Genomic DNA, 13,972 nt, shown 5'->3' on the forward strand with positions numbered 1-13,972 from the left:
AAGTATTGTTAAATAATTAAACGCTTAACATACTATTTAAAGTTTCAGAAACGTTTTTAGATTTCACTTTAGGCTGTAATGCCTGCAAAGCTTGTTGCACTTGCGTACGTTGAGGCTCTGCAAGCGTATACCAGCGTGACAATACCTGTAATAAACGTGAACCTAAAATCGGGTTTTTCTCGTCAAGATATTGCGCAAGATTAATAAAGTGCGCTACACCAAAGCCCCAAGTATTTTCAGGGTTATTTGACAAGCCACCACTTACAGCACGAATACGGTTTGGCGTCGTGAGGTCATAATCAGGATGTTGAATTAAATACTCGATTGTTTCTGCTGTCGCATTTGGATTGGCTGCCTGAATCATAAACCATTGGTCTAAAGATAATGCTTCATCTTTAAAGCGGTTATAAAAATCAGTAAGTGCTTGCTTCGCTTGAGGCGCATTTTGCCAAACTAGTACACGTAATGCACCTAAACGTTCAGACATGTTACCTGTGTTTTGATATTGCTCATAAGCCAATTCAAATGCAGTTTGATCGCCCTGACGAGCCATCATCATCAGCATGATATTTTTTAATGCACGAACACCCATCGCTAAAGAAAATTCTTTTTGCAGGTCTGGGTCAAGGGTAAGGTAAGTATCTTTCCAGAAAGAACCTAACTCTTGTGCTAATCGATTCAGCAAGGCTTCACGTTTTACATGAACATCGGCTGGTGCATAGTCCTGATCAATACGGCTACCCAAATAACCTTCACTAGGTACATCAAACAAACGAGATGCTAAAAGTGGGTCACGGCCAACTAACTCAGGTAAAGTGCTTTGAATAGCTTGAATGTAAGCATCGGCAGAATGGTCTTCTAACAAAATACGCTCAAGCAAGGTTTGAGTTGCTTGCCACTGGTTAAAACCATTGGTTTCATGCTGAATTAAGAAAGCTAATTCTGCATCGGTATAGTCAAATACAAGATTTACAGGCGCAGAGAAATTACGGAGTAACGAAACAACTGGCTGTTCAGTCACACCTGTAAACTCAATGGTTGCCTCGTCTTGATCAAACAAGTACACACCATCTTTAACATCATTAACGAATAAGCTGTTGCTGTGCAATGTATATTGCTCGCCTGTTTTAGCATTAAATAGCGCTAAAGCCACAGGAATTGGAACAGCTTTTAAATTTGGATATTTAGGATGAGCTTTCAGGCTTTGTTTAAAGCTTAAACGGTAAGTTTGTGCTGCTGCATCGTACTCACCTTTTGCTTCAAGCTTTGGTGTACCTGGCTGGTTATACCAAGTTAAAAATGCAGATAAATCGACACCCGAACCTGCTGATAATGCAGCAACCCAGTCCTCTACAGTCACGGCTTGTCCATCATGACGGCGGAAGTATTCATCTGTTCCCTTACGGTATTTTTCTTTACCAAGTAAGGTCGACATCATTCGGTTAATTTCCGCACCTTTTTCATAAACAGTCGCTGTATAGAAGTTATTAATTTCTACAAAGTGGTCTGGACGTGGTGGATGCGACAATGGACCTGCATCTTCAGGGAATTGGTGTGATTTAAGTACAGCAACGTCATCAATACGTTGAACCGCAGCAGATTGTAAATCTTCCGAGAAAGACTGATCACGGAATACCGTTAAACCTTCTTTTAAACACAACTGGAACCAGTCACGGCATGTAATACGGTTACCTGTCCAGTTATGGAAATATTCATGGGCAATTACAGACTGGACATGCATAATCGCTGCGTCCGTTGTGTATTCTTCATCAGCAAGTACACATGAAGTATTAAAGATGTTTAAACCTTTATTTTCCATTGCACCCATGTTGAACTGACTCACTGCAACAATCATATAGTTGTCGAGGTCATAGGCACGGCCGTAATGTTCTTCATCCCAACGCATTGAATGCTTTAATGCTTCCATCGCGATATGGCATTTTGGAATGTCTTTCTCAATGGCATAGATTTCTAAGGCAACATCACGACCTTCCGAAGTGGTATAACGATCTTTCAATACAGCCAAATCACCAATAACGCAGGCGAATAAATAGCTTGGTTTTTTAGTTGGGTCTTGCCAGATCGCAAAGTGACGGTTTTCACCCGCTTCACCTGTTTCAAGCAAGTTACCATTGGCAAGTAATACTGGGTATTTTTTGTCTGCTTCTACACGAGTCGTAAAGACGGAAAGTACGTCTGGACGGTCTGGATAGAAGGTAATTTTGCGGAAGCCTTCAGGCTCGTTTTGCGTAACAAACAAATCACCAGCTTTATATAAGCCTTCAAGCTGAGTATTGGTTTCCGGATGAATAATCACTTGAGTTTGTAAAATGACTTCATCTGGTGCGTTAGTGATCACCAGTTGCTCACTATCGAGTAAATATTGTGCAGGAGTAAGCGTTTGACCATTGAGCTGAATAGATTGCAACTCAAGGTCACGGCCCAACAGCACCAAGTCTCCAGCAGTTTGACGCTTCATGACTAAAGTTGAATCAACAATTGTTTTATCATCATAAACTTGAATATCAAGATTAATGGATTCAACCAAGAACGAAGGTTTTTGATAATCTTTTAAATAAACTGTTTGATCTGCCTGAACGGGAGGCTGTGCCGCAATATTCATCTTTATTCCTTATATACTTTTCGAAAACCGTAGTACGAATTTTATGAACTTGATCATACACATTCATACATACTATGTTTGCTTACCTTAATAAAATTAATGGGACTTGATTTATACATTTCAAATTAGAATCTGGTTTTATTAGCACAGATTAGACCAAAATTACGATAATCGTTGTTTATATAATCAATCTATACAATAAAAATAAAACTCCTTTCGCTTTTAACATTTTTTAGGAGCTGCTTACATTTTAGGCATGGTTCTTGCCTTAACTAATATACCAGTATAAGTATTTCGATCAGAACAAGAGGTAGCTACTATGGAATTAAAAACTTATTTACATCGTTTAGAAAATATTAAAGCTATTCATGATCTAGATGCAGCGGGACTCGACCATCATGTGATTGCCGTGTTTTTAACTGCTGAAGGTATTTCAATGACTGCTCAGGAGGTAACAACTATCGTTAATACTTATGACGCATTAGGTAAAGTGAAATTACCAAGTAAAAAAGTACAGGCGCTTATTAATGCTAAAAAACTTGGACAACATGATGAGAGCTTACCGTGCCCTGTTTAACCTTAACTTTTAACCCCTTATGTAAACCTAAAATCAAAATAAAGATTTTAGGTTTTCTATTTTTGCACCAAACAAAAATACAATCTCAGCTATCGGCAATGCGGCTGTGTATAATAGGTCAATCATGATTGATTTAAGTGTTCGGAGCGAAATGGCCTTACAAATTCTACAGAAACAGCTAGATGAAAGTAGCCATTGCCCACTCTGCCAAGCTTCAATGTATTGGGTAGATGCCGAACAATTTGAGCAAGACATTCAGTTTCATGAATGCAGTCATTGCCAGCACCGTGTATTTAAAGACACAAAAATGACGTGCCACTGTGACCAATGCACTAAACAAAGAAAGAAACTTTTACAGCAAACCCGCCTACAAGAACAACGCCAGTTTAAGTCAAAAGATCAACCTCAACGTAGTCTGGAGCAACTTAGTTTTTTAAATAAACTTTTTCTACTTAGCTTGCTCGATGATTATGCACGTGACGATGTTGCGCATGACGAATACATTCACTGGGACCAAATAAAATATCAGCCTATTACACCCAACTGGATGTTCCAAAATCATCTCATTAAACAGCTTCATAAAGATGGAATTTTAAATGCACAGGATCAATCTGACGAACCACAGTGCTTTTATTTAAACATTCGTTTAGATGGTTATAGTGACCCAAGCTTATTTAGTGTAGCCCAACAACTACGTCTCTGGTTTTATGAAAACTTAAGTCTTGGTATTCCGTTTCGTAGTGCCGACGAAGTGAAAGACGTCCTGTTTCAAGTGCTCTATCAAGAAATTATTCAGTTTACGCAGTTCTACTGCCGAACATGGGGTATTCAAATTGCTGGAAGCTCTAACTTTCAAACTTTTTGCTATCGTTTAATGGATTCATTGGCCATTGGTCAAATTTATTATTTGATTCAAACTGCACTCGAATATCTTTATAAACAAAAGGCGCTACAGCCACGTAATGAAAAATTTATTAATACCAATTTATTAAAGAAAACTTTAGAGCAATATCGGGAACGGGCTTTAGCTGAAAAGTGGGAAACTTCAATGTTGCCACGCCCTTACAATATTCCTTACAGTAAAATGAGCCACATTTTGTTTAACCGCTTTTTAGGTTATGACGAACACATTTTTGTACAACCTGTATGGAAAGCATGGCGAAAAATTGAACCTCGGTTAAACTTTTACTCGGTTAAACGGTGTATGCATTGTGGTTCAAATGATTTAAGTGTTGATTATGATGCAGCAGATTATGTTTCTTTGATTTGCGAAAGATGTAAGCATCAGGATCACTATTTTACCCGTTAAATACTTCTGGCTTAATAAGGATGATCAGATGACTTCAACATCAAACCTCATTGAACAGGTGATTGAAGCTTGGCAAAACATGCAGGCACAAACGCCTCTTGTTCAATGCATTACCAATAGCGTTGCAGCCAACTACACAGCCAATGTGTTACTGGCTTCTGGTGCTTCACCGGCAATGATTGATAATCCTTATGAAGCAGAAAGCTTTACCAAGATCTCATCGGCTTTGAGCATTAATTTGGGGACGCCAACTTCAGAGCAAATGCAAGCCATGCAAATCTCTGCCAAAACAGCACAACTTAACAATATTCCTTGGGTACTTGATCCAGTCGGTTACGGCCCAATTCTAGCTTGGCGCAGTCAAATGACAGACGAGCTTTTACAGTTCAAGCCAAGCGTTATTCGTGGTAATGCTTCAGAAATCAGTACGCTTGCAGGCAATCAGGTTCAATCTAAAGGTGTAGATAGCACTTTAAGTAGCGACCAAGCCTATCAACAAGCTTTTCCTCTCTTAACACATGCAAGTTGTATCGCTATTTCGGGCGAATCAGATTATATATTGTCTCATGAAATAGATGCAGTGATTCAAGTGAACGGCGGAAGTCCTTTACAACCAAAAATTACTGCAACAGGCTGTGCTTTAGGTGTGTTAATTGCCGCATATAGCGCTGTGACAACACCAACTATTGCTGCTCTCTCAGCTCATGTTCATTTTGCAATTGCGGGTAAACTTGCAGCAAATCAAGCGCAAACCATGGGAAGCTTTAGTAGCATCTTTATGGATTATCTCCATATGCTAGATGACAACCTGATTGAACAATATGCAGATATCAAACTTTTAAACATACAGGCATAACCTAAGCTAGGCCTGTATCAGATTAGACTCACTTTAGAAGTAAGTAAATGTCGGTAACAAGGTCGCACTCGTTCACTTCGTGCACAAAGTTGTGATAGTGAAAGAAAACTGGATAATCCCCTGCTTCTTCTGGTTGCTCAGGTAACCAGTTTCTAAAGATGTAATAGACGCTATCTTTAATCTGGTCATGGCTACCAAAATGTCTTACGGTTGCATAACGCCCCGCAGGAATTTCACCTGTTTGTACGCCGTAACTATTTTCAGGTACCGCCTTTTCAATTGAACCTGCAATATCAAACCGAAACTCATCAGATGGTGTCTGATCAGGGTCAGCAAACGGAATACCATAAGTTCTAGACTTGGTTACAGGCGATAAGCCAGTTTCTTTGCGCCAAGCAATAAACTGCGCAGCTGTTTCCAAGACTTTATCGGGACTTCCTAAATGCGATAGATACGCAATCTTTTCAGCAGGTCGCTCAACAATATTTACATTCATTTTTAGCTCACTTTTTGGAATCGTAAAAACAAACTTCTGGTGCCAAGATTCCCAGTCTGGTTTATCTCTAAAAGCCCGAGGAGTTTGATCAAATGAACGCTTAAATGCACGAGTAAATGCCTCGGGACTGTCAAACCCTGCTTGTAATGCAATCTCAATAATCTTGAGATCGGGTTCAAAAGCCAGTTGAAAAGAGGCCCGCTTTAAACGAGAAAGTTGAATAAACTTCATCACATTTAAACCAATATGAATGGCAAAAATGCGATGAAAATGAAACTTAGATAAGGTCGCAATCTGGCTCAATCGGTCAACATCTAAATCTTCATCTAAATGTCTTTGAATATAATCGCAAACCAGTTGCAGCTTTTGTGTATATACAGCCATACATTTATGTCTGTTCATTCGATAGCACTACTTTTACATAGTGCTCATCGCTATTCTTGATCGAAATTGCGCTTTTTATAGTTATACAACTTGCTTAAAATAATCTTCTCTTGGCATGTCAATTAGCTCAACACACAATTGAGTTTCTTTATTAAACCCTTGTTGTAAATATCTTTTGTTGCTAAGTGCTGTTAATAATTGCTCACCCATAAGCTGTTTTTGTTCAGCCGTTCTTCCCGACAAAATATACGCCTTTACATGAATATAGGCTTGATCAGCTCCTAAGCCTATTAGGAAAACATCATCTTTACGTGCACGGCTTTTAATGTCTTCTGGACTAAATAACTCTGTCTCAATCAGTGTGCTATTAATTTCTTCAAGTAATTGTTTTGCGTTTAATCCAGTTAAGTTTTCTGAATAATCGACTACTACGTGCGGCATAGCCACCTCAAGTTATGTAATAAGTAATTAAGCAAATCAAACTTTATTCAATAAATAATAAAGCTAATCGAACCTGATCATATCCCATTCGAGGACTAGTTGCTTCAACAATTGGTCTTAGTTTGATCGAACCATCATCAGAAAAATGATCTGGATTCTGACGTTTTTTCAATTTCTTATAAATTTTACGGACTTCTTCAACCACTTCTTCACCAGGATGAGCAACCGAAATATCCAGCTTTTGTTCTTTATGAAGTCGAGCCAAATGGTTAATAATCGTTGCTGGTGTCAAGCCACGTTCATGCGCAATGTCTTCAATCTCGTAGCCTTCTTCAAACAAGGCACGTGTTTCATCTAGCGTTGCCGTAGCGTAATTTTGCTTGCCACCTTTTGCGAGTTTCTTCTCATTACGAGAAATCTCGGTTTCATTTAAGGTACCGCCACAATGACGAATAAAAGCTTTGTGCTGAGCCGTTAAATCTACATCTGCAAAGTTATCTTCGGCTTCAGCCGATAACTCCTGAAAACGGCGATCGGCTTTAACAGCTAAACTATCTAACTCTAAAGCTTGTTCATTAATACCTAATAGCTTTAACCCTGTTAAAGATTTTAAGCGCGAAAGAGCAACATAACCTTGCCCTTTCTCAAAGGTGTTCATGAGGTTAATTTCTGCAGCTTCTAAAGTCATACCCTGACTTTTATGAATAGTAATCGCCCACGCTAAACGAAGTGGAATTTGCTGAAAACTTGCAATCACTTTGCCTGCTTCATTTTCAACTGACCATGTTTCAGGGGCAACAAGCAATGTCGTGCCATCGGTTAGTTTTACTTTCGGCAGTAAGCCATTTTCGTCATCTTCTTCAAAGCCGATAACTTCACCCAAGCTTCCATTGATATATCCCATATCAAAGTTGTTTTTGACAAACATAACTTTGGCATGCTTTTTCAGTGTGAGTTCTTCTGGTGCGCGTACCGAGGATTTTAAAGTTTCTACCAGTTTCTCATTACCATCTAAAACGGCATTAAATTGATGCCCTTCATTATCAATTTCATTTAAGTGCTGATAATTGATATTGTCGACATCCATATTGTGCGTATAAAGACGAGTAAAGGTCTCACCAATATCATGTGAGCGTGATTGACGTAATGCGTGTAAATGATCTGATTGAATATTCTGCGCACGGATGGCATTTAAAATCTGATTTAGAATTTCATCGTCTTGACGGTGCTGTTCTGTTAAATAACATACTCGGAATTTGGCTTCGACCCATGCATCTGACATAAAACAGAATTTGTCACGATTAGCTTCACCATTACGTCCTACTGGTGGCAACTGGAAGAAATCTCCAGCCACAATGACTTGAATACCGCCAAAAGCCTCATCACTTTCTTTAAAATATTTTAAAACCTGATTGACCAGATTAAGCTGCTTCGCATGTAGCATCGAAATTTCATCGATAACGAGAACTTGCGCATTTTCAAGGTGTTCCTTGAGATATTTACGCTCTTTCATACGTTTTAAGTCATCGTCAGTTAACTGATCTTTAATACCGATGCCCGCCCACGTATGAATGGTCATGCCGTTCATATGCGTTGCCGCAATACCTGTAGATGCTGTAATAGCCACGGGCACTTTACGTGCTTTTAGATATTGGATGTACTGATTGAGTGTATAGGTTTTCCCTGCACCAGCCGAACCGGTTAAAAAAACATTTTCACCTGCTTTGAGCAGTTTAAGCGCAGTTTCCTGTTTCATAATCTCATATGTACATCTTCAACAGCCCATAGCTTAACGATTTTCCCGAAAAAATTAAATGAATGCGCCAAATTTTATATAAAGTCATTAAAAATCAATAATTAAATCCCAAGTAATATTTGGTAGGTTTTTGGTAGGTAGGAAAATAATCTTCAGATCACAATACTAAGCCCATGGTGAGGCTCACCTGTAATAACAAACAATGGATTTATGGAAAAAGGAATCACTCCATGGCTTTTAAAAATATTGCAGATCAAACAAACGGTTTTTATATTCCTTGCGTATCTCTCTTTGGACCAGGATGTGCTAAAGAAATTGGTACGAAGGCGCAAAACCTCGGCGCAAAAAAAGCATTAATTGTGACCGATGAAGGCTTATTTAAATTTGGCGTTGCAGACCTTATCGCAAACTATTTAACCGAAGCAGGCGTTTCGAGCCATATTTTCCCGGGTGCAGAACCTAACCCAACGGATATTAATGTTCACAATGGCGTGAAAGCCTATAACGACAATGGCTGTGACTTTATTGTGTCTTTAGGTGGCGGTTCATCTCATGACTGCGCAAAAGGTATTGGCCTAGTTACCGCTGGCGGTGGTCATATTCGTGACTATGAGGGCATTGATAAAAGCAAAGTGCCAATGACACCACTGATTGCAGTAAATACAACTGCTGGTACTGCATCTGAAATGACTCGTTTCTGTATTATTACCAATACAGACACTCATGTAAAAATGGCAATTGTTGACTGGCGTTGTACCCCACTCATTGCAATTGACGACCCGAAACTCATGATTGCAAAACCAGCTGGTTTAACTGCTGCAACAGGTATGGATGCATTAACCCATGCAGTTGAAGCATATGTTTCTACAGCGGCAAACCCAATTACCGATGCGTGTGCAGAAAAAGCCATCACCATGATTAGCCAATGGCTACAACCTGCTGTCGCAAACGGCGAAAATATCGAAGCACGAGATGCGATGAGCTATGCGCAGTATTTGGCTGGTATGGCATTTAACAACGCGTCATTAGGCTATGTTCATGCCATGGCGCACCAGTTGGGCGGTTTCTATAACCTACCTCACGGCGTATGTAACGCAATCTTATTACCACACGTATGTGAATTTAACTTAATTGCTTGCCCAGATCGTTACGCAAAAATCGCCGAGTTAATGGGTGTAAGAACTCACGGGTTAACAGTGATGGAAGCTGCCTATGCTGCAATTGACGCCATTCGCAAACTGTCTGCATCGATTGGTATTCCATCTGGCTTAACAGAGTTAGGTGTGAAAACCGAAGACCTTGCAGTGATGGCAGATAATGCTCAAAAAGATGCATGTATGCTGACCAACCCTCGTAAAGCTAATCATGCTCAAGTTGTGGAGATTTTCAAAGCAGCACTTTAATCCTGATGTAATGGCATGTCCCTCTAGTAAGTCAAATCCCTCCGACCGTTGACTTACTTTTTTGGGGAATACTTAGCTCCAGCGGTATTCCCTTTTTTTAGAACCTATACTCCAACCTTCTCCAAACCTGATTGACAATTCGCCCATTTCATTGAAGGATACTCTGCATGTCTTAATTACAATAGCTCGATAAAAATGAATACATCTTCAGCTAATCAAAATTATGTTCCAGATATTTTAGGTGCTGGCTACGATCAGCTTACACTCAACTTTCCTAATGATTACGAAGGAAAAGTTGTAGCTACCTTAGTGCGTAAAAAGGCAGCTCAATCGACTCAAAAAGCTGTGCTATATATTCATGGTTTTTTAGATTATTTCTTTCAAACCGAAATGGCTGAGCAATTCAATGCTCATGGTTATGACTTCTATGCACTTGATTTAAGAAAATATGGGCGTTCAAAATTGCCTCATCAAATTTTCTATAATGTGCATGATTTAAATGAATACGACGCCGAAATTACCCAAGCATTAGAGATTATTGGCGAAGAGAAACATACCCAAGTCTTGCTTGCAGGACATTCGACTGGCGGTTTGACAGCAACGCTTTATGCTGCCCATAACGCGAATCACCCTCTGATTAAAGGACTTTGGGCAAACAGCCCGTTTTACGACTTCAATTTAAGTCTAGTCGAGAAAAAATTTGGTATTCCAGTACTCAGTCGAGTAGGAAAATATCTGCCAAAAGTTAAATTCCCAAGTCAATTAAACAAGTGGTACACCGCGAGCCTTCACAAACAGCTCAAGGGCGAATGGGACTTTAATCTGGACTGGAAACCGACCTCTGCCCCTACGGTTCAACTCAGCTTTCTACATGCGATTCATACAGCACAAAAAGAAATACATCGCGGGGTTAAACTCAATGTTCCCGCACTGATTATGCACTCGCACCAAACTAAAAACCCTAAAAAATGGGGACCAGATGCGACTCAAAGCGATATCATTTTAGATGTTAAAGACATTGCCAAATTTGGTAAAAAAATGAAAGGCGATGTCTCTGTAGTTTCTATTCACAATGGATTACATGACTTAGTGCTTTCAGGCCAGCCAGTACGGGAACAAGTCTATCAACAATTGTTCCAGTGGCTAGATCAAAAAATCACTTAACTGAGTTTAGGTGAGTCAAGGTATTTCACCAGCAGTTGATGCGCAGGATGTTCACTCGGTAATAGCTCCATAAGGCGTTCTACCGCATCAATTGCTTCAGGAAAATGAGCTAAATGCTTAAGTAATAAATCTGTTTCTTGTGTTTTAAAAATTGCATCGCTCAAGCGTGACTCAAGGCAGTCACGCCATGCACATAAAAACGGACTTTCCGTTTTTGCCAGAAATACACCTGTGTAAAGCTGCAAAGCTGAGGCCGCATATCCCGCATCGAGCGCTTGTTCAGCTTGTAAAAAATCGGCTTCAACGTGTACAAGTAAACGATATGGACGTGAACCAAGTAAACCACCCAAAATATCTCGTAGTTGAGACATTTCAGCTTTAAGCGTACCCATACTGACTTTACGTTCGCCATAGAGCGCCTGATAAAGATGCTCTAAAGTTAAACCATGTGGACATAACGCCAATATGGTTAAAATCTCAATTTGGCGCGGTGTCAATAATAAACTTTTGCCATTAAATTTAACTTGCGGTGTCGAAAAAGCACGAATATGTAATTGCTGGCGCTGCTGCTCTAGCAAAGCGGATTGAATAATGGATGCACAACGTTCAGCAGCCAATATTCCTAAACTATTATGATTCTTCCAAGTGGTTGATAAATCAACAACACCAAGAGTTTGTTTCGAGTATGGATCGATAATCGGCGCAGCATAACACACCCAATCATGAATCGATTCCATGTAATGTTCGTTTGAAAAAACACAGCTTGATTGTTGAGTTTTTAAAGATAAAGCCAAGGCATTCGTACCAACAAATTCTTCACGCCACTGCCCACCCTGCACAAAATGCACACGTTCAGCAGCACTTTGCATTTGAGCACTTGTTGCCGTCCAGATAATCGTACTGCCGATATCACCGACAGCAATCACCATTGAAGATTGCTCTGCAATATGACGTAAGTCGTCGGCACATTGGCTTAGAGCCATATCTAAAGCGTTTTGTGAAGCAGTTTTTTTCTCGACTAAGGGAGCCGCAAAACGTTCTTTAGGAATCGCAGCAGAAGCTGATCGTTCCCACGAGCTTGCAATACTTTGGCCGAGTTTGGCAGCATTCTGAGGAGAGAGACTATTTTGCGTGCGCAGTTGATCAATCAACGTCCGTTGCTGCAATAAATCCTTTTTTGTGAACATTTGTAAATTCCTTATATATCCACATTTCTATTCCAACCTTTCTCCAACCTTCTTCTTTATATCCTAATTATACAAAGTACGAAAGTACCTACTGACAGGGTTCTTGTTAGTCTTTAGTCCTAAAAAGCAAAGGAATATTTATATGCGCTATATCGATCCAAATCAACCAGGCTCAAAAGTTCAATTTAAATCACAATACGAAAATTTTATTGGCGGTGAATGGTTAGCACCTGTAAAGGGTGCATATTTTGACAATGTATCTCCTGTTGACGGAAAAGCTTTTACACGTATTCCACGCTCAAGTGCCGAAGATATTGAGCTCGCTCTAGATGCAGCACACAAAGCAAAAGCAACATGGAATAAAGCATCACCAACAGTACGCTCAAATATACTTTTAAAAATTGCTGATCGTTTAGAAGCAAATCTTGAAATGCTTGCTGTTGCAGAAACTTGGGATAACGGTAAAGCGGTTCGTGAAACTTTAGCAGCTGACCTCCCACTTGCGATTGACCATTTCCGTTATTTCGCTGGATGTATTCGTGCTCAAGAAGGCGGCATCTCTGAAATTGATGAAGATACTATTGCGTATCATTTCCACGAACCACTCGGTGTCGTTGGTCAAATCATTCCATGGAACTTCCCGATTTTGATGGCAGCATGGAAACTTGCACCTGCTTTAGCAGCTGGTAACTGTGTTGTGATTAAGCCAGCCGAACAAACTCCAGTGGGTATTTTGTTGGTGGCTGAACTGATCCAAGATATTTTACCGCCGGGTGTCCTTAATATTGTCAATGGTTTCGGTTCAGAAGTCGGCCGCCCGTTAGCGACAAACCCACGTATTGCAAAAATCGCGTTCACAGGTTCAACTCAAACTGGACAAATGGTGATGCAATATGCGACTGAAAATATTATTCCAGTCACCTTAGAACTTGGCGGTAAGTCACCAAACCTTTTCTTTGAAGATATCATGGATAAAGAAGATGACTTCTTAGAAAAAACGCTTGAAGGTTTTGCCATGTTTGCCTTAAACCAAGGTGAAGTATGTACTTGCCCTTCTCGCGCTTTAGTACAAGAAAGCATTGCTGATCAGTTCTTGGAAATGGCCGTCGAGCGTGTAAAACGTATTAAAACTGGTCATCCACTTGATACAGAAACGATGATTGGTGCTCAAGCATCTCTACAACAGCAAGAGAAAATCTTACGTTGTATTAACACTGGTCGTGAAGAAGGTGCAGAGCTCTTACTTGGCGGTAGCGGCCGTAAAGAAGTAGGCGATGGTTACTATGTCGATCCGACTATTTTTAAAGGTCACAACAGCATGCAAGTTTTCCAAGAAGAAATTTTTGGACCTGTACTTGCTGTAACAACGTTCAAAGACTTTGACGATGCAATTAAAATTGCCAATGACACCATGTATGGTTTAGGTGCAGGTGTATGGTCACGTTCAGCTCACATTTCTTATCGTGCTGGTCGTGCTATTGAAGCTGGCCGTGTTTGGACAAACTGCTACAACATCTACCCTGCACATGCTGCATTTGGTGGCTACAAGAAGTCTGGTATTGGCCGCGAAAACCATAAGATGATGCTAGATCATTATCAACAAACTAAAAACTTGTTGGTGAGTTATTCAACTAAACCAATGGGCTTCTTCTAAGTTTCGCACCAATTTGATACCGAAGTATCAACACTAGAAAGAAGTAAGATGACTAATTATATAAGAAGCTAGTAATTTAGATTGCTGGCTTCTTTATTTACGATTGTTAAGATTGAATTTTT

General features: G+C 39.9%; 11 protein-coding genes. 6 read left to right on the plus strand and 5 right to left on the minus strand.

From position 1 onward, the window contains the following. Nucleotides 1-16: 16 nt before the first annotated feature. On the minus strand, nucleotides 17-2,623 hold the full coding sequence (gene pepN, locus AC056_RS09130) for an aminopeptidase N (protein ID WP_077163415.1): 2,607 nt from the start codon (nucleotides 2,621-2,623) through the stop codon (nucleotides 17-19). 319 nt (nucleotides 2,624-2,942) lie between these two features. On the opposite strand from pepN, the gene AC056_RS09135 reads away from it, so the two are divergent. The 3 genes from AC056_RS09135 (at nucleotide 2,943) to thiM (ending at nucleotide 5,365) form a co-directional block, all read left to right on the plus strand. After that, nucleotides 2,943-3,200, plus strand: a complete 258-nt coding sequence (locus tag AC056_RS09135; protein WP_004700972.1) for a hypothetical protein — start codon at nucleotides 2,943-2,945, stop codon at nucleotides 3,198-3,200. A 151-nt stretch (nucleotides 3,201-3,351) separates the two neighbouring features. Beyond that, nucleotides 3,352-4,509, plus strand: a complete 1,158-nt coding sequence (locus AC056_RS09140; protein WP_139344642.1) for a hypothetical protein — start codon at nucleotides 3,352-3,354, stop codon at nucleotides 4,507-4,509. A 28-nt stretch (nucleotides 4,510-4,537) separates the two neighbouring features. Continuing rightward, a complete protein-coding gene (thiM, locus tag AC056_RS09145) occupies nucleotides 4,538-5,365 on the plus strand; it encodes a hydroxyethylthiazole kinase (protein ID WP_077163416.1) in 828 nt (275 codons plus the stop codon). Nucleotides 5,366-5,393: 28 nt separating this feature from the next. Here thiM and AC056_RS09150 read toward each other — a convergent pair whose 3' ends face one another. The 3 genes from AC056_RS09150 to AC056_RS09160 all read right to left on the minus strand — a co-directional run bounded on the left by AC056_RS09150 (nucleotide 5,394) and on the right by AC056_RS09160 (nucleotide 8,442). Then, entirely contained in the window at nucleotides 5,394-6,245 is an 852-nt protein-coding gene (locus tag AC056_RS09150; RefSeq protein ID WP_077163417.1) for an AraC family transcriptional regulator, read from the minus strand. Between the two features lie 81 nt (nucleotides 6,246-6,326). Then, nucleotides 6,327-6,686: a 5-carboxymethyl-2-hydroxymuconate Delta-isomerase gene (locus AC056_RS09155; protein WP_213033482.1), complete on the minus strand. Its 360-nt coding sequence runs from the start codon at nucleotides 6,684-6,686 to the stop codon at nucleotides 6,327-6,329. Nucleotides 6,687-6,729: 43 nt separating this feature from the next. Further along, the gene (locus AC056_RS09160; protein WP_077163419.1) at nucleotides 6,730-8,442 is read right to left on the minus strand and encodes an AAA family ATPase; all 1,713 of its coding nucleotides are present in this window, start codon (nucleotides 8,440-8,442) and stop codon (nucleotides 6,730-6,732) included. 230 nt (nucleotides 8,443-8,672) lie between these two features. On the opposite strand from AC056_RS09160, the gene mdh reads away from it, so the two are divergent. Then, complete coding sequence (gene mdh / locus AC056_RS09165; RefSeq protein ID WP_077163420.1) at nucleotides 8,673-9,845, plus strand: iron-dependent methanol dehydrogenase; 1,173 nt, start codon at nucleotides 8,673-8,675, stop codon at nucleotides 9,843-9,845. A 195-nt stretch (nucleotides 9,846-10,040) separates the two neighbouring features. After that, nucleotides 10,041-11,009, plus strand: a complete 969-nt coding sequence (locus tag AC056_RS09170) for an alpha/beta hydrolase (RefSeq protein WP_077163421.1) — start codon at nucleotides 10,041-10,043, stop codon at nucleotides 11,007-11,009. Here AC056_RS09170 and AC056_RS09175 read toward each other — a convergent pair. Further along, entirely contained in the window at nucleotides 11,006-12,196 is a 1,191-nt protein-coding gene (locus AC056_RS09175; protein WP_004700959.1) for a helix-turn-helix domain-containing protein, read from the minus strand. The two genes, AC056_RS09170 and AC056_RS09175, sit on opposite strands and share 4 nt — an antisense overlap. A 142-nt stretch (nucleotides 12,197-12,338) precedes the next feature. Between AC056_RS09175 and AC056_RS09180 the strand changes: the two genes are divergently transcribed. Beyond that, complete coding sequence (locus AC056_RS09180; RefSeq protein ID WP_077163422.1) at nucleotides 12,339-13,850, plus strand: aldehyde dehydrogenase family protein; 1,512 nt, start codon at nucleotides 12,339-12,341, stop codon at nucleotides 13,848-13,850. Nucleotides 13,851-13,972 lie beyond the last annotated feature (122 nt).

The sequence above is a fragment of the Acinetobacter genomosp. 33YU genome (genome assembly GCF_001990725.1).
Taxonomy (GTDB): Bacteria; Pseudomonadota; Gammaproteobacteria; order Pseudomonadales; family Moraxellaceae; genus Acinetobacter; species Acinetobacter seifertii.

Bases quoted from the DNA above. Each gene is read 5' to 3' on its own strand.
- AC056_RS09180 (WP_077163422.1), top strand. From the start codon at position 12,339: ATGCGCTATATCGATCCAAATCAACCAGGCTCAAAAGTTCAATTTAAA.
- AC056_RS09140 (WP_139344642.1), top strand. From the start codon at position 3,352: ATGGCCTTACAAATTCTACAGAAACAGCTAGATGAAAGTAGCCATTGC.
- AC056_RS09160 (WP_077163419.1), bottom strand. From the start codon at position 8,442: ATGAAACAGGAAACTGCGCTTAAACTGCTCAAAGCAGGTGAAAATGTT.
- thiM (WP_077163416.1), top strand. From the start codon at position 4,538: ATGACTTCAACATCAAACCTCATTGAACAGGTGATTGAAGCTTGGCAA.
- AC056_RS09175 (WP_004700959.1), bottom strand. From the start codon at position 12,196: ATGTTCACAAAAAAGGATTTATTGCAGCAACGGACGTTGATTGATCAA.
- pepN (WP_077163415.1), bottom strand. From the start codon at position 2,623: ATGAATATTGCGGCACAGCCTCCCGTTCAGGCAGATCAAACAGTTTAT.
- AC056_RS09170 (WP_077163421.1), top strand. From the start codon at position 10,041: ATGAATACATCTTCAGCTAATCAAAATTATGTTCCAGATATTTTAGGT.
- mdh (WP_077163420.1), top strand. From the start codon at position 8,673: ATGGCTTTTAAAAATATTGCAGATCAAACAAACGGTTTTTATATTCCT.
- AC056_RS09150 (WP_077163417.1), bottom strand. From the start codon at position 6,245: ATGGCTGTATATACACAAAAGCTGCAACTGGTTTGCGATTATATTCAA.
- AC056_RS09135 (WP_004700972.1), top strand. From the start codon at position 2,943: ATGGAATTAAAAACTTATTTACATCGTTTAGAAAATATTAAAGCTATT.
- AC056_RS09155 (WP_213033482.1), bottom strand. From the start codon at position 6,686: ATGCCGCACGTAGTAGTCGATTATTCAGAAAACTTAACTGGATTAAAC.